We start from the raw sequence: 22081 nt of genomic DNA on the forward strand, positions 1-22081 counted from the left end.
CCCTTGATCACCTCGGTGAACTCGCTCCAGTCGGGTTCACCGAAGTCGTAGGAACCGCGGTCCTCGTTCCACACCAGATCGGGGTCGGGAAAGGTCACGCCGAGCGCCTCTGCCTGCGGGATGCTCATGTCGACGAAGCGTTGTCGCAGTTCGTCGTTGGTGTGCCGTTTGATCTTCCAAGCCATCGACTGCGCAGTGTTCGGCGACTTGTCGTCCGGCGGACCGAACATCATCAGGGCCGGCCACCACCAGCGGTCGACGGATTCCTGCACCATCGCGCGCTGCTCGTCGGTCCCGCGCATCATCGTGGTCAGCAACTCGTAGCCCTGCCGCTGGTGGAACGACTCCTCCTTGCACACGCGGATCATCGCGCGGGCATAGGGTCCGAACGAGCTGCGGCACAGCGGGACCTGATTGCAGATCGCCGCACCGTCGACCAGCCACCCGATGGTGCCGACGTCGGCGTAGGTGAGGGTCGGGTAGTTGAAGATCGACGAGTACTTCTGCTTGCCCTCGATGAGCTTGGTCGTCAGATCGGCACGGTCGGCGCCGAGCGTCTCGGCCGCGGAGTAGAGGTACAGGCCGTGCCCCGCCTCGTCCTGGACCTTCGCCATCAGGATCGCCTTACGACGCAGCGACGGCGCGCGGGTCAGCCAGTTGCCCTCCGGCTGCATACCGATGATCTCCGAATGCGCGTGCTGCGCGACCTGACGGATCAGCGACTTGCGGTAGCCCTCCGGCATCCAGTCGCGCGGCTCGATCCGCGCATCGTCGGCGATGGTCTTCTCGAAGTACTTCTCGAGCTCTGCTGCGCCGACGTCCATGGGCTGTGACGTGGTCATTCATCCTACTTTCAATACCGAATGATCGGTTGGTAATAGTATGCGCGACAGTGAGCTGGAACACAAGGATTCCAACTCAGCGGCCGGTGAACACCGGCTTCTCCTTGGCGAGAAACGCCTCGACGGCCGCCTTGTGGTCGGCGGTCGCACCGAGGGTGACCTGGGCATCGAACTCGCGGTCCAGGGCAGTGTCGAGAGCTGTCGATGAGGCCGACACCAGCGACTTGACCTGCCGGTAGGCGAGTGTCGGACCGTTCGCGAGCTCGTGGGCCAGAGCCGACGCGACGTCACGTACCTCGTCATCGGCGACCACGCGGTGCACCAGACCCCACCCGAGCGCCTGGTCGGCGGACACCTTGTCACCGAGAAGGAGCAGGGCCGAAGCCCTCCCCGGCCCGAGGTTCGCGACGAGAGACCGAGTGAGGCCGGAATCCGCGGCCAGGCCGATACCGGTGAACGCGGTCGCGAACGAGGTCTTCTCACCCGCGATCCGGATGTCGGCGGTGAGTGCGATCCCCCAGCCGGCACCCACGCACGCCCCCGGGATGGCGGCGACGATGGGCACCTCGATCGCGGCGAGAGCACGGATCAACGGGTTGTAGTGGTCACCGACGGTGTTCATCGCGGTGGCCGGATCGGCGTTCAGCGCCTCGACGTGATCGCCGAGATCCTGCCCCACACAGAAGTTCTTCCCTTCCGCGGTGAGCAACACGGCGCGCACCTCGGGTACCGCTGCCCCACGCACCGCCTCGGCGAAGGCGAGTTTCGTCGCCTCGTCCAGTGCATTGTGGGCGGCCGGTCTCGCCAACGTGATCGTGGCCAGGCCTTCGGAGATGTCGAGCGTGACGGTCATGATGACGATCCTTCCCATTCGTGGAATCCGCGGCCGGCCTTACGGCCCAGTTCGCCGCGGGCGACTTTGTCGCGCAGCAACTGCGGCGGCTCGAAACGTGGCCCAAGCGTCCGGGCGAGGTGTTCGGCGATCGCGAGCCGGACGTCGAGTCCGACGAGGTCGGTCGAGCGCAGCGGTCCCATCGGATGCCGATACCCGAGTTCCATGGCGCGGTCGATCGATTCGGCGTCGGCGACGCCCTCCTCCAGCATCCTCATCGCCTCCAGCCCCAGGCACACACCGAGTCGGCTGGTCGCAAACCCCGGAGAGTCGTTGACCAGGACCTCGGCCTTGCCGAGCAGTTGGACCCAGGCCCGTACGGCATCGACGACCGGTGTCGACGTGGAGGAGGTGCGGATGATCTCCACGAGCACCGACGCCGGCACCGGATTGAAGAAGTGCATACCGATGAAGCGACTGGAATCCTCGAGCGCGGAACCGAGTTCGGCGATGGAGATCGAACTGGTGTTGCTGGCGATGATCGTCGACGGATCGACGACCTTCTCGACGGCCGACAGCACGTCGACCTTCAGGGAGGGAATCTCCGGGACGGCCTCGACGACGAGATCGAGCGCCGAGGGCAGTTCGAGTGGGCCGCCGACGGTGGTCACCTTGGCCGCCACCGTGTCGACGTCCTGGCCGTCGAGCTTGCCGCGCTCGTGCGCGCGTCGCAGACCGGTCGTGACCCGGTCCAGGGCGGCGGACTGATCCGCGGCCTCGGCGATGGTCACCTCCGATCCGAGTGTCGCGAACACCTGGGCGATACCGGCGCCCATGCGTCCGCCACCGATCACTCCGACACGATCTGGCACTCCGGTCATCGCTTCTTCCTCTCCAGGAACGCGATCATGCGGTCCCGTTTGTCCTCGGTCTCGAACAGCACCGCCTGCGCGATGTCGTCGGCCCACGGGTGCGCACCAGGTGCATCGACGATCGTCTTGGTCAGCCGCAGGGCGAGGGCGGACTGCCGCACGACCCGGTCGACGAGTCGATGCGCGGCGTCGAGGTGATCGTCGACGATCTCGAGCAGCAGACCTGCGCGGAGCGCAGCCTCTGCGTCAAGCGAACGACCACCGAGCAGCACCTGCTTGGCGACTGACATGCCAACGAGTGTCGGCAGCCGGTAGCTCGCACCCGCGGCGGCCAGGATGCCCAGCCCTGGCTCCGGATTGCCGAACACCGCCGTCGGGGTGGCGATCCGGATGTCGCAGGCATAGGTGAGCTCTGCGCCCCCGCCGAGTGCGTAACCGCTGACCGCGGCGATCGTCGGCTGCGGCAGACGCGCGAATCGATCGAAGAGATTGCGATTGATGCCGGCCAGGGCTTCGGTTCGCTCGCGCTCGCGGAGCTCGGCGATGTCGGCGCCACCGGCGAAGTGCTCGCCGCGGCCGACGAGGACGACGGGCTTCGGATCGCGCTCGACGGCCGCGCAGACATCGTGCAGCTCGGCGATCATCACTGCGTTGATGGCATTGCGGTGCGCCGGACGGTCCAGCGTGACGACGACACGATCGCCACGGTCCTCGACGTCCACGGTGGTCTCCGTGGTCACGGTTGTCTCAGTGGTCACGGTGCCTCGATCAACATCGAGACACCCTGTCCCACACCGACACACAGAGTTGCCAGACCGCGTCGGGCTCCTTCGCGCTCCATCCGCCCCAGCAGGGTCAGCACGATGCGTGCACCGGATGCCCCCAGCGGGTGCCCGAGCGCGATCGCTCCGCCGTCCGCGTTGACGATCGACTCGTCCAGCTTCAGCTGTCGGATCACGCCGAGCGACTGCGCCGCGAACGCCTCGTTGAGTTCGACCGCCCCCAGGTCGTCGACCGACCAGCCGGCGCGGGCGAGCACCTTCTGGGTCGCCGGCACCGGGCCGAGACCCATCACGTTCGGCGCGACGCCCGCGCTCGCCGAACCGACGATCCGCCCACGGACCCGGAGGCCGTGCTCGCGAACCGCTGCCTCGCTCGCAACGACCAGCGCCGCGGCACCGTCGGTCAACGGCGACGACGAACCCGCGGTGACGATGCCACCGTCGCGGAAGATCGTCGGTAGCGCGGCCAGCTTCTCGGCAGTCGTGTCCCGGCGCGGCGTCTCGTCGCCGTCGAACTGCTGCGTACGACCACGACCGACGGGAACCTGAACCGGCACGATCTCCTCCTCGAACCGGCCTGCGTCCACCGCGGCGGCCGCACGCTGCTGACTCCGCAGCGCGAACGCGTCACTCTCGGCGCGGGTGATCCCTTCGACCACTGCGACCTCTTCGGCCGTCTCACCCATCGCAAGGGTGACCCGGCGATGATCCGGCGTCAGGCCGTCGGCCCCGTGCACTTGGGTGACATCTCGGTCATGCCGGCTGAAAGCCGGATTGGTGAACCGCCAACCGAGGGCGGTGTCATACGATTCGCCCGGCTTGGCCCAGGCCTTCGACGGTTTGCCGGTCACCCAGGGAGCCCGCGTCATCGACTCGACACCACCCGCGACGATGATGTCGGCCTCGCCGGCACGGATGGTGGTCGCAGCCGTCGCCAGCGCAGTGAGGCCACTGGCGCACAGCCGGTTCACGGCGTAGCCGGGGACGGAGTCGGGCAACCCTGCGAGGAGCACCGCCATCCGGGCGACGTTGCGGTTGTCTTCGCCGGCCTGGTTGGCCGCGCCAAGGATCACCTCGTCGACCAGATCCCCGGGAACTCCCGCTCGGCGCACCGCCTCGGCCACCACCGTGGCGGCGAGATCATCGGGGCGCACACCGGAGAGCGCGCCGCCGTAGCGGCCCTGTGGGGTTCTCGCCCCGTCCACCAGAAAGACCTCAGTCACCGTCACTCCTTGTCTCGTCCGGGTCAGAGTAACCAACCTTTCGGTCGGTAATCAAGATCACGCCCGAGACGGTGGTGCGTGGCAGTTGCTCCAACAGGTGTCAAGATGATCGACATGACCAGCGCACGCACCCCCCGGCGGACCGGTCGACCCGGGCGACCCGGCTACGACCTCGACTCGCTGCTCGCCGTCGCGGTGAAGGTGTTCAACGACAAGGGCTACGACGGAACCAGCATGGACGTGCTGGCCGACCGGCTGGGGATCAGCAAGTCGTCGATCTATCACCACGTCGCAGGCAAGGAAGAACTCCTCGAACTCGCCCTCAACCGCGCGCTCAACGCGCTCTTCGCGGTCACCACCGAGGCCGGCGCCACCGAGGGGCCGTCCATCGAGCGTCTGGAATACCTGGTCCGACGCAGTGTCGAGATCCTGGTGGCCGAGCTCCCCTACGTCACCCTGCTGCTACGCGTCCGCGGCAACAGCGCGGTCGAGCGCCGCGCACTCGCCCGTCGGCGCGAGTTCGACGAGTTCGTCTCCGGACTCGCGGTGGCGGCCGCCGACGAGGGAGACCTGGCCATCGGCATCGACCCGCACCTGCTGTCCCGCCTGCTCTTCGGCACGGTGAACTCGCTGATCGAGTGGTATCGACCCCGCAGCAGCGGATCGTCGACCGAGATCGCCGACGCCGTCGTCGCACTGACCTTCGACGGGTTGCGCCGCACCTGACGCACGCCCCCGGACCGGCGCGGCACACACCACACCTTGACAACGTCCACAGTTCGCAGCGATGGTAATTACCGACCGAACGTACGGTGGATGGAGTTGACGTGAGCAGACTACTCGAGAGCTATGCGCAGGGTGCGTGGTTCACCGCGGAGGACGCGGGCACACCCCTGGCGAGCGCCGTCGACGGGAGTGAGGTGGCCCGCATCTCGTCGGCCGGGCTCGACGTCGCCGGTATGGTCGACCACGCCCGACAGGTCGGCGGTCCGGCGCTGCGCGCACTGACCTTCCACGAGCGCGCCGCGCTCCTCAAGCAACTGGGCCTGACCCTGATGGCGGGTAAGGACGAGTTCTACGAGCTGTCGGCGTCGACCGGTGCCACCGCACGGGATTCGGCGGTGGACATCGACGGCGGCATCGGCACGGTCCTGAGCTACGCGAGCAAGGCGCGCCGCGAACTCCCCAACGACTCCGTGTATCTCGACGGCGCCGTGGAGCAACTGGGCAAGCAGGGCACGTTCCTCGGCCAGCACATCTACACGCCCCGGCACGGTGTCGCGGTACAGATCAACGCCTTCAACTTCCCGGTGTGGGGATTCCTCGAGAAGCTCGCACCCGCGTTCATCGCAGGCGTCCCCTCGATCATCAAGCCCGCCAGTCAGACCGCCTACCTGACCGAGCTGGTCTTCCGCCGCATCATCGAGACCGGACTGCTGCCGGACGGCTCGGTGCAGCTGATCTCGGGCAGCGCACGGGATCTGCTCGATCATCTCGGCGGTCAGGACTCGGTGGCCTTCACCGGCTCCGCGGACACCGCAGCGCTGTTGCGCGCACACCCGCGCGTGGTCGAAGACGGTGTGCACTTCACCGCCGAGGCAGACTCGCTCAACGCATCGATACTGGGACCCGACGTCACGCCGGAAGACCCCGAGTTCGAGCTGTTCGTCAAGCAACTGGTCACCGAGATGACGGTGAAGGCCGGCCAGAAGTGCACTGCGATCCGACGGGCACTCGTCCCCAACGGTCAGGTCGACGCGGTCATCGACGCCGCGAGCGCGCGGTTGGCCGGGGTTGTCGTCGGCAACCCGACGTCGGAGGGCGTGCGCATGGGTGCGCTGGCAAGCGTCGAGCAGCGCGACGAGGTGCTCAAATCGCTGCGCGGGCTGACCAAGTCGGCGCAGATCGTCTTCGGCGACCCCGATCATGTCGACCTCGTCGACGCCGATCACGCAAAAGGCGCATTCCTCTCCCCCATCCTGCTGCGCGCGGATGACAAGACCGCGGTCGAGCCACACGAGATCGAGGCCTTCGGTCCGGTCTCGACGGTCATCGGATACGACGACACCGCCGACGTCATCGACCTGGCGGCACGCGGGCAGGGCAGCCTGGTCGCCTCGGTCGTCACCAAGGACGCGGCGATCGCACGTGAGATCGTGCTCGGCCTGGCGCCGTACCACGGTCGTGTCCTCGTCCTGAACAGCGACGACGCGAAAGAGTCGACCGGACACGGCTCGCCGCTCCCGGTACTCGTCCACGGTGGTCCGGGTCGAGCCGGCGGCGGCGAAGAACTCGGCGGCATCCGCGGCGTCCTCCACCACATGCAGCGCACTGCCGTGCAGGGCACACCCGACGTCCTGACCGCGGTCGGACACAAGTGGGTCGCGGGCGCGCAGCGCACCGAGGGGGATGTCCACCCGTTCCGCAAGAACCTGGCCGAACTGCAGTTGGGCGACACCATCGTCGGCGGTCCTCGGCAGGTGACCCGCGCGGACATCGACCATTTCGCCGAGTTCACCGGCGACACCTTCTATGCCCACACCGATCCCGAGGCAGCGGCCGCAAATCCACTGTTCGGCGGGATCGTGGCGCACGGTTACCTGGTGGTGTCCCTGGCAGCCGGGCTGTTCGTCGATCCCGCACCGGGACCTGTGTTGGCCAACTTCGGCGTCGACGGTCTACGGTTCCTCACCCCCGTCAAGGCGGAGGACAGCCTGACCGTCACCCTGACGGCCAAGCAGATCACACCACGACAGAGTGCCGACTACGGTGAGGTCCGCTGGGACGCCGTGGTGACCAACCAGGGCGGCGACCCGGTTGCCACCTATGACGTGCTCACGCTCGTCGCGAAGGGAGATGACTCATGACCATTCGGGTCTCCGTCTGTTACGGGAAGCCGACCGATGCAGCGGCTTTCGACGACCACTATCAGAACGTGCACATCCCACTGGCCAATCAGGTGCCCGGGCTGCAGCAGTACACCTACGGCAAGGTCAGTTCGCTCGACGGCTCCGAGCCGCCCTACTACGCCGTCGCCGGGCTCTACTTCGCGGACCGCGACGCGCTGCAGGCGGGCCTGACGTCGCCCGAGATGGGTGCGGCAGGCGCCGACGTGAAGAACTTCGCCTCGGGAGGCGCGACGCTGTTCGTCACCGAGGAAGAGACCGTCGGTCCATGACGACCACCGATCAGTCGGCGGGTCCGCGCGACCATGCGGTTGCGCGGGCCATGTTCGACTCCGACTGCGCATCGAAGGCGCTCGGCATCGAACTCGTCGACCTCGGCGCCGGGCATGCACAGACCACATTGACCGTCACCGAGGCGATGGTCAACGGGTACGGGATCACCCACGGCGGATATGTGTTCCTGGTCGCGGACACGACGTTCGCGCTGGCCTGCAACAGCTACGAGGACTCGGCGGTCGCCGCCCGCGCCGACATCCGATACCTGCGACCCACCCGCGTCGGCGACGTCCTGGTCGCGACCGCGACCGAGCGTTCCCGATTCGGCCGTAACGGTCTGTACGACGTGACGGTGACCGTCGGCGAGCAGGTGGTGGCCGAGTTCCGGGGGGACAGTCGGACGATCCCCGCGCCCCCGAATCGGTAGAGCGAGTTCCCGGTTTCCGGGAGGAACTTCTACGGATTCGGGCGGGTGCGGCGATAGGCTGCGACGATGATCTCCTTGTCCCCGGAGGAGCAGGCAATCGTCGCGACGGTGCGCGACTTCGTCGACGGTCGCGTGCGACCTGTGGTCCGCGACCTCGAACACGCGAACGAGTACCCCGAAGCGCTCATCTCGGCGATGAAGGAACTCGGGGTGTTCGGCCTGGCGATCCCCGAACCGTACGGGGAGGCCGCGGTGTCGACCCCCTGCTATGTGCAGGTGACCGAGGAGCTGGCACGGGGGTGGATGAGCCTGGCCGGCGCGATGGGTGGGCACACCGTCGTCGCGAAACTGTTGTCGGCGTTCGGGACCGACGCCCAGAAGCAGAAGTATCTACCCCGGATGTCCACGGGCGAACTCCGCGCGACGATGGCCCTCACCGAGCCCGGCGGCGGTTCCGACCTCCAGGCCATCCGGACCGTCGCGACAAAGGACGCCGACGGATTCGTCGTCAACGGCTCGAAGACGTGGATCAGCAACGCCCGGAGGTCCGACCTCGTGGCCCTGCTGTGCAAGACCGACCCGCGCGCGGAGCCTGCCCATCGGGGAGTCTCCATCCTGCTCGTCGAGAAGGTCCCGGGATTCACGGTCTCCAGAGACCTCCCGAAGCTCGGATACAAGGGAGTCGAGAGTTGCGAACTCTCCTTCGTCGACGCCCGCGTTCAGGCCGACGCGCTGCTGGGTGGTGTCGCGGGACAGGGTTTCGCCCAGATGATGAAGGGTCTCGAGGTCGGGCGACTCCAGGTGGCCGCCCGAGCGACCGGAGTAGCCCGCGCAGCCCTCGACGATGCACTGCGCTATGCGCAGGACCGCGAGAGCTTCGGTCAGCCGATCTGGCGGCATCAGTCGGTCGGCAACATGCTGGCGACCATGGCGACCAAGCTCTCGGCGGCCCGCAGCCTGCTCCTCGATGCCGCCGAACGGCTCGACACCGGAGCGCGATGCGACATGGAGGCGGGGATGGCCAAGCTGTTCGCGTCCGAGGTCGCCATGGAGATCGCGCTCGATGCGGTCCGAATCCACGGTGGCTACGGCTATTCGACCGAGTACGAGGTGGAACGGTACTTTCGCGATGCCCCGCTGATGATCGTCGGCGAAGGTACCAACGAGATCCAACAGAACGTCATCGCGAAGCAGCTGATCGCCCGCGGTGGCCTCGACATCTGAACGCCCCGCGATCGAGAGGAGTCCGTGGTGGGTGAGTCCGACGCCGGGATCGCCGCGCTGAAGAGTTCCATAGAGGGCTGGCATCCCACGCCGACCATCGAGGACGACCCGCTCGATCCGCGCCAGGCTAATCGGCTGGCGGCCACGCTCGATCTGGACGGAACCTACTCCGCCGGAGACGAATTGCCGGTTCCCTGGCAGTGGGTGTTCTTCCCGGACTGGCCCCCCACTGCAGCCCTCGGCGCAGACGGCCATCCCGAACACGGCCACTTCCTGCCGCCGATCCCCCATCGTCGCCGGATGTTCGCGGGGTCGACGATGACGGTCACGCGGCCGCTCCGGCTCGGTGGAGTCACCGAGAAGCGTTCCGGCGTCGAGCGTCTGGAGATCAAGCACGGACGCAGCGGCGCCATGCTGTTCGTCACCGTGCGCAGTGAGTACCGGCAGGACGGCGACCTGTGCGTCACCGAGGACCAGACCATCGTGTATCGCAGCGATCGGTCCGCATCCCGCCCGTACCGGCGCGCCGAGGCAGACCTCGTGACCGGCGACGCACCGTGGTCGGCGGAGCCCGCACCGGAGGCGACCACACTGTTCCGATACTCGGCGCTGACATCGAATTCGCACCGCATCCACTACGACCGGCCCTATGTCTCCGACGTCGAGGGGTATCCCGACATCGTCGTGCACGGCCCGCTGCTCGCCACCTATCTGGCCGATCTCGCCCGACTCCGAGGACGACGTCAGTTGCGAGAGTTCACGTTCCGGCTGACCCGACCGATCTTCCTGGGAGATCGATTCAGGGCGGAAGCACGCCCGGATGGCGACACCGTGACGATGCGTGTGGTCACCGGCGACGGCATCGAACACGTCAGGGCGACCGGCCGATTCGGCTGAGTTCGACACAGAATGCCAGACGCCCACCGCCGAAAAGCGATGGGCGCCTGGCATTCACTCAGCCGATCGGTGCGACTCGACCGATCACCGAGATGGGTCGATTAGTGGGACTCGGCCCGCTTCGGCAGCACCCAACCCGCGCGCGGGAAGTGACAGGTGTAGCCGTTCGGGTTGCGGATCAGGTAGTCCTGGTGCTCGGGCTCGGCCTCCCAGAACGGACCTGCGGTCTCGATCGTCGTGACCGCCGGACCCGGCCACAGGCCGGACGCATCCACATCCGCGATCGTCTCCCTGGCCACCTTCTCCTGCTCCGGCGTCACCGGGAAGATCGCCGACCGATAGCTCGAACCGATGTCGTTGCCCTGCCGGTCGCGCGTTGTCGGGTCGTGGATCTGGAAGAAGAACGCCAGTATGTCCCGATACGTCGTCTGCGTCGGGTCGAACACGATCTCGACCGCCTCCGCATGCCCGGGGTGGTTGCGGTAGGTGGCGTGATCGTTGCTGCCGCCGATGTATCCGGCACGGGTGTCGAGCACTCCCGGCTGTCGGCGGATGAGATCCTCCACCCCCCAGAAGCAACCGCCGGCGAGGACCGCGGTCTCGGCGCCGGGGCGCTGGGTGATCTGTCCGGTGTCGGTGGTCATGAGGCATCCCTTTCGGTTGGGGTCTCGGTCGGGGCGGTCTCGGCGGGCTCGGTGTCGGTGAGTTCGTCGACAACCGGCGCGAACAGGTCGCGGTACTCGCCGTATCCCTCGGCATCGAGGTCGGCGACCGGGACGAAACGCAGCGCTGCCGAGTTCATGCAGTAGCGCTGGCCGCCCGCGTCGCGCGGGCCGTCGTCGAAGACGTGGCCCAGGTGGCTGTCGGCACCGGCCGAACGCACCTCGGTGCGGCGCATGAACAGCTTCCGGTCGGTCGTGGTCGTCACCGCATCGGTGTCCACCGGCTTGGTGAAGCTCGGCCATCCGGTTCCGCTGTCGTACTTGTCGGTCGACGAGAACAGCGGTTGCCCGGAGACGATGTCGACGTAGAGTCCGGCCTCGTGGTTGTCCCAGTACTCGTTGCGGAAGGCCGGCTCGGTGCCGTCCTTCTGCGTGACGCGGTGCTGGTCGGGCGTCAGGCGCTCGACGGCTTCGGTCGTCTTGCGGTATGAGTTGCTCACATCTCCTCCTTCGGCGCCGCTGGCTGCGGCGTCACACTGCACAACACCATCGTGACGCGATTTGGTCCCGTCGGGAGTCGATACGGCGCCGGGCGGAGAACTATGCGGAGGAGATTGCCCCGACCAGGGACTTCTCAGACGTTCGGGATCATTCGCTGGACATCGAGCCCGCAGCCGGTCGCGCGGACGATGAGCCGCTCGGGTGCGGCGGACCGGCCGTAGACCGGCAGCACGGTGTAGTTGACCTTGCCCCCGCGGCACGTCTGGAGCGCGCGGTAGACCTGGCCCTCGACCGCAGCCTTCTGCGCATTGGCACGCGGCGTTATCGGCACGATGTTGCGTGCATCGCCGCCGAGGCCGCCGAGTCTGTTCGCGAGGAGCTGACCACGGACGCTGTACTTGCCGGCCAGGCCTCGCGGCGTGATCTGCCGGACCGGCGCGGTGCCCCGGTCACGCATGCCGATGGACACGTAGCCGGTGATGCCCGACGACCGTCCGCCACGTAGGCCCCACACGGAGACCGTGCCGCCGTCGCGGAAACGGACCTCGCGCGTGCCGCCCGCGGTCGTGCGGTCGCTGACCACTCCCGCACCACGTGCGTAGTTCTGTGGAGGGGCGAACCCGGGCGTCGGGTTGGTCTGACGCGGCGCGGGGCGGGGCGGCGTGGTCCGCGGGGGCGCGACCGTGGTGCCCGGCCCACTGGGCGGGCGGATCCCGGTCAGCTGCCCCTGGGACTGGCAGCGAGCCAGTTCAGCGCGGAGTGCTCCCTGGTGCGCATTGCCGCGCGCCTTCCAGGAGCGGTAGTACGCGACCTGCCCCGGGGTGCCGCCACCGCGCGCGTTCAGCGCGGCGACCTGTGCGTTGTAGTTGCGAGCATCGGCGTTGGTGGCTGCGATCCGTGACGGCAGCGTCGAGCAGTTGGTCGCGGCGTGCGCGACGGGTGAAGCGCTGGGGGCGACGACTGCACCCACCACCGCGAGAACTGCGATCGCCACCGCGACCACCAGACGACGAACCCCGACCATCCCGACCCCCTGCTGATCACCGATGAATGGTCGTAGTCTGCAGCACGATGGGGATCGGATCGGACCCGACCGACGGTGTTGTCGGCTGATCGGATGACGAGGGTGTCCCCGGGGCCGCTCACTGGACGTCGCGCGGCGTCGTCACTCGGGTCAGGATGCGACCGAGTGCCTGCTCGAGGCGCGCTCTGTCATCGTCGCCGATCCAGTCCTTGCGGAGCGCTTCGTTGATCCCAGCGGGGGTCTCGTGCGCCAGGACCAGGTCGGCGAGCGGGGTGTAGGGGTCCACCAAGGCGGGACCGAGCCCGGTGTACATCTCACGGACGAACCGCTCGGCATCGGCGAGTTCCCAGCCCTGCCGTCGCAGCCAACCGCTGATGGTGGCGAGATACGTGAGGTGACTCGAGATCGAGGCCGTCGCCGCGGACAAGGCGCTGAACTGGGTCTCGGTGTCGGCCACGATCGTGGTGCCGAGTACCTCGAACAGTTGCTCGGTCACACGATGGTGAGGAAACACCGCGGTGATCCCGCGTCCCGACCGCACGGCAGGCAGTGGGATCACCCGCACCACGGTCGGTTTCTCGGGTAGCAACGCGGCGAGGTCTGCGCACGAGAGTCCCGCAACCGCGCTGATGACCGTATGTCCCTGCGGGACGGTCAGATTCGCGAGAACGTCGGACGCCACAGGCGCCCCGACCGTCAGTAGGACGATGTCGCTGCGGTCGACGACCTCTTGATTGTCCGAGCAGACCTCGACGTCGGCACTCTCGGCTGCCAAACGGGCAGCGGTGCCGCTGTTCCGTGGCGACAGGAAGATCTGTGCGTCGAGATCGACCCGACGCCAGCCGTCGACGATCGCCTCGGCGATCTCCCCGACCCCGATGATCCCGATCCGGTGAGTCATGTGTCCTTCCTCGTGTCTCGATCCACGATGATCCGCTGGGCGGTCTGACCGCCCTAGTTGGCGGCAGATGATCGCGCGGCGGTTCCCATCGCGACGTCGAAGGGCCGCTCGGAGTCCACGCGATCGTCCTCATCCGTTCTCGAGTCTGCCCCCCACAGTCCGGGCCTGCTGGAGATCAGGGCGGACGCCACCATCCCGACCAGCAGGAGACCGCTGGCGGACAACCACGACGGAACCGGGCCGATCTCGCGGAGCAGCGGCAGGAAGGCGATCGGGGCAACGATCACTCCGACGTTCATCGTCGCTGTGTACCAACCCATCCCGCGGGCACGGGTGCGAGCGGACGTGGTTGCGGTGACCTGCTCGGTCATCACCGGATAGACGATCATCTCACCGATGGTCCAGATCGCCGTGGCAACGAGCAACAGCCACGCGTGTTCCACGCCGGCACCCATGAGTCCGAACCCACCGATTCCGAAGGCGAAACCGGCCAGGAGTATCCACTTGCGACGTACACCAGCGGTGGCGTGGTTCAGGGCGATCTCGCAGGTGATCACCAGAGCCGCGTTGAGAGCGAAGACAGCACTGACCCACATCGACGAATACCCGAGTTCGGTGACGACGTAGATGCTCACCACCGTCGACGGGAACGCGTACACGACATGAATCGGCAGAGTGGCGACGAGGAAGGCCGCCAGCCCTGTCCGGTTGTCGGGACGATCGTCGACCATCTCGTCGTATCCGTTGGTGCCGGCAGCATGCTCCAGCGCTTGAACTGGATTGGTGCGCGCGAGGATCACTGCGGCCACGGCGAATCCGATCGCCGTTCCCCATGGCAACAGATTCGGATCATAGTGGTAGATGACCCCGGCCACGACCGGCCCGATGGCCATTCCGACATTGACCGCAAGCCTGAGAGCGGCAAACCCGAATCGCGCGGCCTCACCACGGTAGGCCCGCGAGACCATGGTGTTGGAGATGGGATTGACGAGTTCGTAGCAGGCACCCCACGCGGCGGTCAGTGGGATGAGCAGCCAGACGTTGTCGACCAATGCGATCGCGGAGACGGCCACGGCGACCCCGAACAGCCCCGCCACCGCGGCATTTCTCTCGGAGACCAGCCTGGTCAGCCAGCCCACCGCGAGGTCGCCGACCAGAGCGCCGGCCCCGAATGCCCCGACGATGAGCCCGATGTATGCCGGTGTGATGGCATCGTCGTGTTGGGCGAGGTACGCCCCGTAGAACGGAAACAGCAGGACGGCACACCGTGAGGCCGTGATGGCGATCAGCAGCCCTCGGATGGGGGCGAGACTGCGGAGTCGCTCGGTCAGCGTTTGACTCACGGGTCACCTCAGCGCGAAGACGTCGTCGCTCACCGACTCGACGAACCGGTAGTCGTCGTCGAGGACCCCCTGATCGTCCGAGGTCATGAAGACCCGGATCGGACTGGTCAGCAAGTCGTGGGTCGGAACCAGGACATCGCCTGGGTGACGTTTCACAGTCACGCCGAACACCGATTCCCGGCCTCGGATCCGGGCGACCACTTCGTCGTCGACGCCGACGATCGTGCCCGACTGCGACGTGGGCACGTTGTACACGACGGCGGGCTGCTGCCGTGAATAGGTCCGGCCCGCATAGCGTGCGGAGAACTGTGCCGGTTCGAGGTAGACCTCCGCCGTCAACCGTGCCGCGTTCGTCCCCAGGCAGCGGTCATGGAATTCAGGATGCATGTTTCCGTTGGTTCGCGCACCGACCTCGATGAGCGCCGGGCCGTCTTCGGTGAGCATGATCTCGGTGTGTGCGGGACCGTTGTCGATACCCACTGCGTCGAGTACCCGACGGGTGTACTCGGTCAATACGGTGACCACCGGGTCGTTCTCGGCCACCAGGATGTCCCGGTTGTAGATCGGTTTTCCATTGGGCAGCAACGTCTTCTCGTACTGCCAGACTCCGCAGACATGCGACTCCCCGTCGAGGCTGACGGTGTCGACGATGTACTCGGTTCCGCTGAGATAAGACTGTATGAGCACATCGTTGTTGTCGAAGTTGAAGACTGTCGTGCTGTTGAGCACGGCACGAACCCCTGACTCGAGTTCTGCCGCGTTGTTGCAGATGGAGACCGAGTCGGTCGACGCGGACGCAAGCGGTTTGGCCACGCAGGGCCATCCACCGACGGTCTCCGCCCACGCGACTGCCTCGGCAGGATCGGACACGATCAGTTGCCGTGCGGTGAGGAGACCCGCCTCGGCGACGGCGCGGATCATCTCGAACTTGTTGCGACGAGCCGCCGAGAGTTCGGTGCCGTTGGTGCGTACACCCAGCGCTTCGCTCAGCTGGTCGGCGAGATTGACTCCGGGTTCCTGGCCGGGAACGACAAAGCTGACGCCGATCTCGGCGAGCTCGTGTTCGGTGACACCGGCCTCGTAGACCATGGCGGCTGAGTACTTGGTGAGATCTGGCTGCACCATCCGCGTGATCGGGTCCCTGGAACTCTGCACGTGCACGAGATCGGCCCCCAGGGCTGCGAAGGCGTCACTGACGTAGTTGCCGGTTCCGTATCCATCGACGATGACGCCGGGGGCGGTCGAGTTGCTGGTGAAGGCGGCGCTTGCCGTTGCAGGTGTGGTGGTCATGGCTACCTCATCGTGGTGTGGGTGGTCGTCGGGGCAGGTCGCAATTCGGTGAGTCAGATGACGCAAGCTGTCTGGGTGGTGCCGGCAGGATGTCCGTCGATGTTCGAGTTCGAGTCCCAGAACCAGTTCTGCCCGAAGGCAGGCCGGAGATCGTCGAACCACACAGCCTGTTCGTCGAAGGCAGCGAAGAACGGACGGCCGACCCAGTTCGGATCCCTGGCCTGCAGGAATCGGCAGCAGAAGACGCGTTCACCGGCAACGTCGGCTATGCCGTCGATGATGACCTTGCCGGGAGACGCCGACATGACCGGTCCACGGGCGGTGCGCTCCAGTCCGGATACAGATGAGAGCGCATCGCGATATACCTGGTACGCGTTGTGCAGGGGCAATTCGAAGTAGTTGCTCGCGCCGGTGTCTCGCTCGACGAACATGTAGTACGGCGAAATTCCGAGGTGAGTCATCGTGCGCCACATCGATGCCCACGTTTCGGCATCGTCGTTCACATGCCGGACGATCGGCGCCTGCGCTCGAAGGATCGCGCCGGCGTCACGCAGGCGACGGATGGCGGTGCGGACCGCGGTGGTGTCCAGCTCGCGAGGGTGGGAGAAGTGGGTCATGATGGCGACCTGTTTTCCCGAGTCGCTGAGACGTTCGATGAATCGGAGCAGTTCGTCGGCGTCGGTGTCGGTGGTGAAGCGGTAGGGCCAGTAGCCGAGAGCCTTGGTCCCGAACCGCAGATTTCGGACGTGGTCGTATGGCCAGTCCAGGAGTGGTTCGACGTACTCCTTGAGCCGCTCGGTCGACATGATCATCGGGTCGCCGCCGGTGAAGAGCACATCGGACACCTCGCGATGGTTGCGCAGATAGCCCAACGCCGGATCCGGCCCCGGAGTGGCTTGTTTCAGGTCGGCGATGCCGATGAACTGCGCCCAGCGAAAGCAATAGCCGCAGTAGGAGTGACACGTCTGGCCTTGCCCGGGGAAGACGAGCACGGTCTCGCGATACTTGTGCTGGAGTCCGTTGACAGGCTCGTCGTCCATCTGGGGGACGTTGGCTTGCAACTGGTCGCCGGGGTGAGGGTTGAGTTGCATTCTCAATCTGGCGATCTCGGCCGTACGTTCCGGCCGCGCGAGGTCGGAACGCAGAAGAGCGGCGACTCCGTCGAAGAGCTCCGGAGACAGCATGTCGCGGTGCGGGAACGTGAGTCGGTAGATCGGGTCGTCGGGAGCTCGATCCCAATCGATCAGCTCGTCGAGGACGTAGTTGTTGACCTTGAACGGCAAGATCGCGCTGACGACGTCGATCTCGTGTCGGGTGTCGGCGTCCAAGTGCTGGATGTGCGGTAGGCGGGACAGTCGCGGTCCCGGGGTCGCCTTGAGTTTGGGGCGTTCGGTTGTCAACATTGTGTGTCCTTGTCCTCGTGGTCTTGTCAGCGGTTGGCGCCGGAGTGCTCGAGTTCGCGGTCGGACGGGGCCCCTGCGGCGGCGTCGTCGATGATGTCGAGTGCTGTGTCGACCTCGTCGGCGGAGACGGTCAGGGCGGGCAGCAGACGCAGCACATTGCGTGCCGGTCCACCACGCTGGACCATCAGCCCCGAATCCAGACAGTTCTGCTGGATGGCAGCCGCGCGCGCCGGATCCGGATGGTCGTCGAGGGTGAGTTCGCATCCGACCATGAGCCCGCGTCCTCGTACGTCGCTGAAGCCGTCCCGCGAGGCCGCGATCTGTTGCAGCCCGTCCATCAACTGCACGCCGCGGCGATCTGCGTTCTGCACCAGCTGTTCCGACTCGATGACCTCGAGGGTCGCGATCGCGGCGGCGCAGGCCAGCACGTTGCCGTTGAAGGTTCCGCCCTGCGAACCCTGATGTCCCTGTCTCATGAGTTCGTCAGACGCCGCCATGACCGACAGCGGAAGTCCGCCGGTCATGCCTTTTGCGGCGACCAAGACGTCAGGTCGCACCTCGTCGTGCTGATGTGCCCAGAATCGGCCGGTCCGTCCGAACCCTGTCTGCACCTCGTCGAACACCAGCAGAAAACCGTGCGCGTCGGCGCGGTCGCGGAGACCTGCCAGGAATCCCGCCGGCGCAGGTACACATCCACCTTCGCCGAGGATCGGTTCGACGAAGACCGCCGCGACCTGGTCCGGGCTCGTCACGGTGCGAAGGCTGTGGTCGAAGTCGGCGAGTGCGAACTCCACAGCCTGTCCGGGCGTACACCCCCACCGTCGGGGCTCGGGAAACAAGCCGATGTGAACGTCACCCATGAGTGGCGATGCGCCGTGGACGAAACGCGGACTCGATGACGTCAGTGCCGCTGCTCCCATCGTCCGTCCATGGAAGCCACCGCGGAACGCCATGCACACGGTTCGACCGGTGGCCTGCCGTGCGAGTCGAATCGCGCTCTCGACGGCTTCGCTGCCAGAGTTTGCGAAGAACAGTGAATCCAATTGCGCGGGAAGCACTGCGCCGAGCCGTTCGCACAGTTCAAGGAGAGGGCGGTGGCGCACGGTGACGATCTGACCGTGCAGCAATCGGGTCGCTTGATCTCTGATGGCATCAACGACGTGGGGGTGGCAGTGACCGGTGGACGTCACGCCGATCCCGGCGGTGAAGTCGAGAAAACGAGATCCGTCTTCTCCCATCACATCGAGGCCGAGTGCCTCGGAGACGACGATCGGAGTTGCCTGCCGCAGAAGGGGTGACAGGTGCGCCACGGTTGTTCCTTTCGCTGACGTCAGCAAACTGAGCTGTCGGCGATCCGCCACATGGATACGCAGCGGTTCAGTGGTGGTACGCGACCACTGAACCATCGATGCTCGCCGAACACAACCGGTCAGCCGGTATCTTTCTTCTTGACAATCCCGACTGACCGGTTTTTTCTAGACCTGTACCTCCAACTCATCGAAGGGGAGATGACCGACATGATCGCGACATGTGAATTGTTGCCCGACGAGCGAACTGCACTGTGGGAGGCTTCCGAAGAGGTTGCAGCCCATGGCCCGAGCGCTGTTGACAGAAGCCGGCTGCCGCACAGAATCCAGGCAGAGCTGGCGTCGTTCGCCCGCGATTCGGGACGCTCGGGCGTCCTCTTGCTCCGTGGGCTCGAGGTGGGCAGCCTACCTCCCACCCATTCCGATGGGGAGGCGGCCGATCTGCCGGCTCACGGGACAGCCGGCTCGATGATGCACCTGGCCGAGGCACTGGGAACGATGATCGGCTACGCCGACGAGAAGCACGGTGCGCTCGTCCACGACGTCGTTCCTCTGCCAGGCGAGGAGAATCGCGTGGAGGGGTCCGGGGCCGTGCCGTTCGACTTCCACATCGAGAACGCACACCATCCGCTGCGTCCTGATTTCATCGGGCTGGTGTGTCTGCGACGCGACCACGACAGTGTCGCCGCGACGCGAGTTGCCTCCTGCCGCATGGCCGTTGAACTGCTGTCCGAGGATGTCGTGCAGAGTCTGCGCGTGTGCGAGTTCTTCAGCCACTATCCAGGATCGTTCACCCGCGATGCGATCGACGAGCCGGCGCCGATCGGTCCGCATCCAGTCCTCTTCGGTTCCGTCGATCGCCCCTTCATGCGCTTCAACTCACACAACACGACCTGCGTCAGCAAACGCGGTCGAGCCGCGCTCGCACAGTTCACCGAAGCACTCGAACACGTCTGCCACGACATCGTGCTCGCTCCCGGGGATTGCGCAGTCATCGACAACAACGTCACGGCCCACGGCCGGTCGGCGTTCACCCCGAGGTTCGACGGAAACGACCGATGGTTGCGCCGCTTCTACGCCATCGGGTCGATTCCGAGCACAGTGGAACAGATGATGGAGAGCCCGCGAGTCATCCCGCAGATCCCCCAGCTCAAAGGTCTGTGGTGATCATCGGTGGACCGTTCCCTCATCGGCGTCTCACCACTCCCCCACCACCCGAACGTCTATCACTCGATCGATGACCTCGAGGCCGCGTGGAGTTCGGTGGCACCGAGATCCATAACCGCGTATGTCAACGGCGGCGCGGGCGACGACACCACCGTGGGCGCCAATCGAATTGCGCTCGATGACGTGTCACTCGCACCACGCGGACTGTTCGACGGGCCGACGGACGTCCACGACGTCGACCCGGACCTGCGGGTGCGCGTTCTCGGCGAGGAACTCCGCACGCCGCTGCTGCTGGCGCCGACCAGCCCACAGCGGCTACTCCACGCCGACGCCGAACTCGCGGTCGCCCGCGGCGCCGAGGCCTCCGAGGTGTCGCCCATCGTCAGTTGCGACTCCCACTACGACTTTCGCCGGATCGCCTCTGCGACAACGTCTCAACCGTGGGCGCAGGTGTTTCCTTACCGATCACGCGAAGTGATCCGCGATCTTCTCGATTACTGTCGCGATGCCGGGGCCACGACCGCCGCGATCACCATCGACGCCTCTCACCGCGCGCGACGGTTGTCTGTCAACCGCGCGGGCTATGTGCTACCACCGTTCGTGGACTACGGCACGCTGCGTGCGGTAGGCATTCTGACGGGCGAGACACCGCAGATCGGCTGGGTTCCCAAGGTCGCCTTGACCTTCGACGACATGCGATGGCTCCGCGACGCGACGTCGATGAAGCTCCTGGCCAAAGGGCTGACCCGTGCCCAGGATGCTCGACGGCTAGTCGACATGGGCTACGACGGCGTGATCGTGTCAAACCATGGCGGCCGACAGCTGGACGGGGCCGTCGCCGCCGCAACTGCGCTACCCGCGGTGGTCGACGCGGTCGGTTCCGAAGTCCCTGTCCTTTTCGACAGCGGAATCCGCAGCGGATACGACGTGCTGCGTGCGATTGCGTTGGGCGCGGACGCGGTATGTATCGGGCGGCCCTATCTGTGGGGGCTCGGTGTGGCCGGTGAGGACGGTGTCCGGACGGCAATCGGCCTGATCCTGGATGAACTACGCGATGGCCTGCGTCAACTGGGGCTCCGGCGAGTAACCGAACTCGATCGCAGTTTCGTCCACTACCCGCGGAGTGATTCATGACGGCGGAGCCACATATCGACGGCGACTCGGCGGTGGACGATGCCTCCCCTGGTCGGTCGGTATACCGGAGCGGACGACTGACGACTGTCGCCGGTGTCATCATGGCGATCGGCGCCGCGGCCGCGATGGGCAGTACTGCTCCCGCGCTCAAGGCCCTCGCTGCGTCGGAACTGACACCCGTCAATCTCATCCAGGCCCGCACGGCAATCGGTGCCGTTGTCTTGATGACCGCCGCAGTTGCGCTTCGTCGTGGACGACTAGGCATCGCCAAACGCGACTGGTGGCTGATCGCCGTCTATGCCTGCATCAGCCTCGCGGTCAATCAGGTGATCTTCACGATGTCGCTCGAACGGCTACCGGTCGGAGTCGCCCTGCTGCTCGAGTACACGTCACCGCTGTTGGTGGCGCTGTGGATGCGGTGGGTCCAACACGTCCGACTACCCCGCACAGCGTGGATCGGCATCGTGATCGCGGTCGGCGGACTAGCACTGACCGCGCAGGTATGGGCAGGATTCCGACTTGATGCGCTCGGCGTCCTGCTGGGTTTGATCGCCGCTGTCACCATGGCCAGCCGCTTCCTCGTCGCAGAGCGAGGCCTCATGCGCTACGACCCCCTGGTCCTGGCCGCCTGGGGCTCGGCCACCGCAGCTCTCGCGCTGGCGGTAATGACCCCGCTGCAACCATTCCCGTTCCGGCAGCTCGGCGGATCCGTCGATCTGGGAATCGCCGGCGGCATGTCGATCGCGGTCCTGCTCCTATGGATCGGCATCATCGGGATGGCCGGCGGGATGATCCTCGGGGTTGTCGCGCAACAACGGATCTCGCCGGCGTCGGCGAACGTCATCTTGAGTCTCGAGGTCGTGGTCGGAACCGCCCTGGCGGCACTACTTCTCGACGAACGGCTCACGGGCGCGCAGTTGTCCGGCGCCATCACGATGCTGGTCGGAATCGTGATCGCACAGCGGGGTTTGTCACGCGTCCCACGTGCGGGGAGTTCAGACCGAAACGCTCGTCGGCTCGATTAGAAGGCGACAGACGCATCCCACCACCGCGACGCGGCCCGTCGCG

The 22081-nt window shown here is 66.3% G+C and carries 22 protein-coding genes; 9 read left to right on the forward strand and 13 right to left on the reverse strand.

Features of this window, described 5'->3' with window-relative positions; genetic code table 11:
- The 5 genes from paaA to GS4_RS06100 form a co-directional block, all read right to left on the reverse strand.
- Positions 1-842 (reverse strand): 1,2-phenylacetyl-CoA epoxidase subunit PaaA (paaA, locus tag GS4_RS06080; protein WP_007618584.1); only part of this gene is annotated, 842 nt, incomplete at its 3' end.
- Between the two features lie 76 nt (positions 843-918).
- Positions 919-1695 carry an enoyl-CoA hydratase-related protein gene (locus GS4_RS06085; RefSeq protein ID WP_007618596.1) on the reverse strand — a complete coding sequence of 259 codons (777 nt, stop codon included), beginning with the start codon at positions 1693-1695 and terminating at the stop codon, positions 919-921.
- Positions 1692-2555 carry a 3-hydroxyacyl-CoA dehydrogenase family protein gene (locus GS4_RS06090; protein WP_007618597.1) on the reverse strand — a complete coding sequence of 288 codons (864 nt, stop codon included), beginning with the start codon at positions 2553-2555 and terminating at the stop codon, positions 1692-1694. Before GS4_RS06090 ends, GS4_RS06085 begins: the two co-directional genes overlap by 4 nt.
- A complete protein-coding gene (locus tag GS4_RS06095; RefSeq protein WP_007618598.1) occupies positions 2552-3304 on the reverse strand; it encodes an enoyl-CoA hydratase/isomerase family protein in 753 nt (250 codons plus the stop codon). The genes GS4_RS06090 and GS4_RS06095 overlap by 4 nt, the downstream gene beginning before the upstream one ends.
- Complete coding sequence (locus GS4_RS06100; RefSeq protein WP_007618599.1) at positions 3301-4551, reverse strand: thiolase family protein; 1251 nt, start codon at positions 4549-4551, stop codon at positions 3301-3303. The genes GS4_RS06095 and GS4_RS06100 overlap by 4 nt, the downstream gene beginning before the upstream one ends.
- 114 nt (positions 4552-4665) lie before the next feature.
- Between GS4_RS06100 and GS4_RS06105 the strand changes: the two genes are divergently transcribed.
- From GS4_RS06105 to GS4_RS06130, 6 genes are all read left to right on the forward strand, one after another.
- Positions 4666-5277 carry a TetR/AcrR family transcriptional regulator gene (locus GS4_RS06105; protein WP_040509773.1) on the forward strand — a complete coding sequence of 204 codons (612 nt, stop codon included), beginning with the start codon at positions 4666-4668 and terminating at the stop codon, positions 5275-5277.
- A gap of 101 nt (positions 5278-5378) precedes the next feature.
- Positions 5379-7418, forward strand: coding sequence for a phenylacetic acid degradation bifunctional protein PaaZ (gene paaZ, locus GS4_RS06110; protein WP_007618601.1), 2040 nt, complete (start codon positions 5379-5381; stop codon positions 7416-7418).
- Entirely contained in the window at positions 7415-7729 is a 315-nt protein-coding gene (locus GS4_RS06115) for an EthD family reductase (protein WP_007618602.1), read from the forward strand. The genes paaZ and GS4_RS06115 overlap by 4 nt, the downstream gene beginning before the upstream one ends.
- On the forward strand, positions 7726-8160 hold the full coding sequence (paaI, locus tag GS4_RS06120) for a hydroxyphenylacetyl-CoA thioesterase PaaI (protein WP_040509727.1): 435 nt from the start codon (positions 7726-7728) through the stop codon (positions 8158-8160). Before GS4_RS06115 ends, paaI begins: the two co-directional genes overlap by 4 nt.
- Positions 8161-8226: 66 nt before the next feature.
- Positions 8227-9384 carry an acyl-CoA dehydrogenase family protein gene (locus GS4_RS06125; RefSeq protein WP_007618611.1) on the forward strand — a complete coding sequence of 386 codons (1158 nt, stop codon included), beginning with the start codon at positions 8227-8229 and terminating at the stop codon, positions 9382-9384.
- 24 nt (positions 9385-9408) lie between these two features.
- Positions 9409-10281: an HTD2 family dehydratase gene (locus GS4_RS06130; RefSeq protein WP_007618613.1), complete on the forward strand. Its 873-nt coding sequence runs from the start codon at positions 9409-9411 to the stop codon at positions 10279-10281.
- Between the two features lie 101 nt (positions 10282-10382).
- On the opposite strand, the gene msrA is transcribed toward GS4_RS06130, so the two are convergent.
- From msrA to GS4_RS06170, 8 genes are all read right to left on the reverse strand, one after another.
- The gene (gene msrA, locus GS4_RS06135; RefSeq protein WP_007618615.1) at positions 10383-10925 is read right to left on the reverse strand and encodes a peptide-methionine (S)-S-oxide reductase MsrA; all 543 of its coding nucleotides are present in this window, start codon (positions 10923-10925) and stop codon (positions 10383-10385) included.
- Positions 10922-11443: a peptide-methionine (R)-S-oxide reductase MsrB gene (gene msrB, locus GS4_RS06140; RefSeq protein WP_007618616.1), complete on the reverse strand. Its 522-nt coding sequence runs from the start codon at positions 11441-11443 to the stop codon at positions 10922-10924. Before msrB ends, msrA begins: the two co-directional genes overlap by 4 nt.
- Positions 11444-11577: 134 nt before the next feature.
- The gene (locus GS4_RS06145; protein WP_007618618.1) at positions 11578-12468 is read right to left on the reverse strand and encodes a hypothetical protein; all 891 of its coding nucleotides are present in this window, start codon (positions 12466-12468) and stop codon (positions 11578-11580) included.
- A 118-nt stretch (positions 12469-12586) separates the two neighbouring features.
- On the reverse strand, positions 12587-13369 hold the full coding sequence (locus GS4_RS06150; protein ID WP_007618619.1) for an NAD(P)-binding domain-containing protein: 783 nt from the start codon (positions 13367-13369) through the stop codon (positions 12587-12589).
- Positions 13370-13422: 53 nt separating this feature from the next.
- Entirely contained in the window at positions 13423-14712 is a 1290-nt protein-coding gene (locus tag GS4_RS06155; protein WP_007618620.1) for an MFS transporter, read from the reverse strand.
- 3 nt (positions 14713-14715) lie between these two features.
- Positions 14716-16002 (reverse strand): ATP-grasp domain-containing protein, encoded by a 1287-nt coding sequence (locus tag GS4_RS06160; protein WP_007618621.1) that lies wholly within the window; start codon positions 16000-16002, stop codon positions 14716-14718.
- A gap of 53 nt (positions 16003-16055) precedes the next feature.
- Complete coding sequence (locus tag GS4_RS06165) at positions 16056-17405, reverse strand: KamA family radical SAM protein (protein WP_007618622.1); 1350 nt, start codon at positions 17403-17405, stop codon at positions 16056-16058.
- Positions 17406-17431: 26 nt separating this feature from the next.
- Complete coding sequence (locus GS4_RS06170) at positions 17432-18715, reverse strand: aspartate aminotransferase family protein (protein WP_051989634.1); 1284 nt, start codon at positions 18713-18715, stop codon at positions 17432-17434.
- A 198-nt stretch (positions 18716-18913) separates the two neighbouring features.
- On the opposite strand from GS4_RS06170, the gene GS4_RS06175 reads away from it, so the two are divergent.
- The 3 genes from GS4_RS06175 to GS4_RS06185 are packed head-to-tail and all read left to right on the forward strand — an operon-like array spanning position 18914 to position 22038.
- Positions 18914-19879 (forward strand): TauD/TfdA family dioxygenase, encoded by a 966-nt coding sequence (locus GS4_RS06175; protein ID WP_157226530.1) that lies wholly within the window; start codon positions 18914-18916, stop codon positions 19877-19879.
- Between the two features lie 6 nt (positions 19880-19885).
- Positions 19886-21013, forward strand: coding sequence for an alpha-hydroxy acid oxidase (locus tag GS4_RS06180; RefSeq protein ID WP_007618628.1), 1128 nt, complete (start codon positions 19886-19888; stop codon positions 21011-21013).
- Entirely contained in the window at positions 21010-22038 is a 1029-nt protein-coding gene (locus GS4_RS06185) for a DMT family transporter (RefSeq protein WP_007618642.1), read from the forward strand. The genes GS4_RS06180 and GS4_RS06185 overlap by 4 nt, the downstream gene beginning before the upstream one ends.
- Positions 22039-22081 lie beyond the last annotated feature (43 nt).

Source organism: Gordonia soli NBRC 108243 (assembly GCF_000334455.1).
GTDB lineage: Bacteria > Actinomycetota > Actinomycetes > Mycobacteriales > Mycobacteriaceae > Gordonia > Gordonia soli.

Coding starts and splice junctions, on each gene's coding strand:
- GS4_RS06090 (WP_007618597.1), bottom strand. CDS start 2,555: ATGACCGGAGTGCCAGATCGTGTCGGAGTGATCGGTGGCGGACGCATG.
- GS4_RS06150 (WP_007618619.1), bottom strand. CDS start 13,369: ATGACTCACCGGATCGGGATCATCGGGGTCGGGGAGATCGCCGAGGCG.
- GS4_RS06105 (WP_040509773.1), top strand. CDS start 4,666: ATGACCAGCGCACGCACCCCCCGGCGGACCGGTCGACCCGGGCGACCC.
- GS4_RS06160 (WP_007618621.1), bottom strand. CDS start 16,002: ATGACCACCACACCTGCAACGGCAAGCGCCGCCTTCACCAGCAACTCG.
- GS4_RS06085 (WP_007618596.1), bottom strand. CDS start 1,695: ATGACCGTCACGCTCGACATCTCCGAAGGCCTGGCCACGATCACGTTG.
- msrA (WP_007618615.1), bottom strand. CDS start 10,925: ATGACCACCGACACCGGACAGATCACCCAGCGCCCCGGCGCCGAGACC.
- GS4_RS06145 (WP_007618618.1), bottom strand. CDS start 12,468: ATGGTCGGGGTTCGTCGTCTGGTGGTCGCGGTGGCGATCGCAGTTCTC.
- GS4_RS06125 (WP_007618611.1), top strand. CDS start 8,227: ATGATCTCCTTGTCCCCGGAGGAGCAGGCAATCGTCGCGACGGTGCGC.
- GS4_RS06175 (WP_157226530.1), top strand. CDS start 18,914: ATGACCGACATGATCGCGACATGTGAATTGTTGCCCGACGAGCGAACT.
- GS4_RS06115 (WP_007618602.1), top strand. CDS start 7,415: ATGACCATTCGGGTCTCCGTCTGTTACGGGAAGCCGACCGATGCAGCG.
- GS4_RS06185 (WP_007618642.1), top strand. CDS start 21,010: ATGACGGCGGAGCCACATATCGACGGCGACTCGGCGGTGGACGATGCC.
- paaI (WP_040509727.1), top strand. CDS start 7,726: ATGACGACCACCGATCAGTCGGCGGGTCCGCGCGACCATGCGGTTGCG.
- GS4_RS06165 (WP_007618622.1), bottom strand. CDS start 17,405: ATGTTGACAACCGAACGCCCCAAACTCAAGGCGACCCCGGGACCGCGA.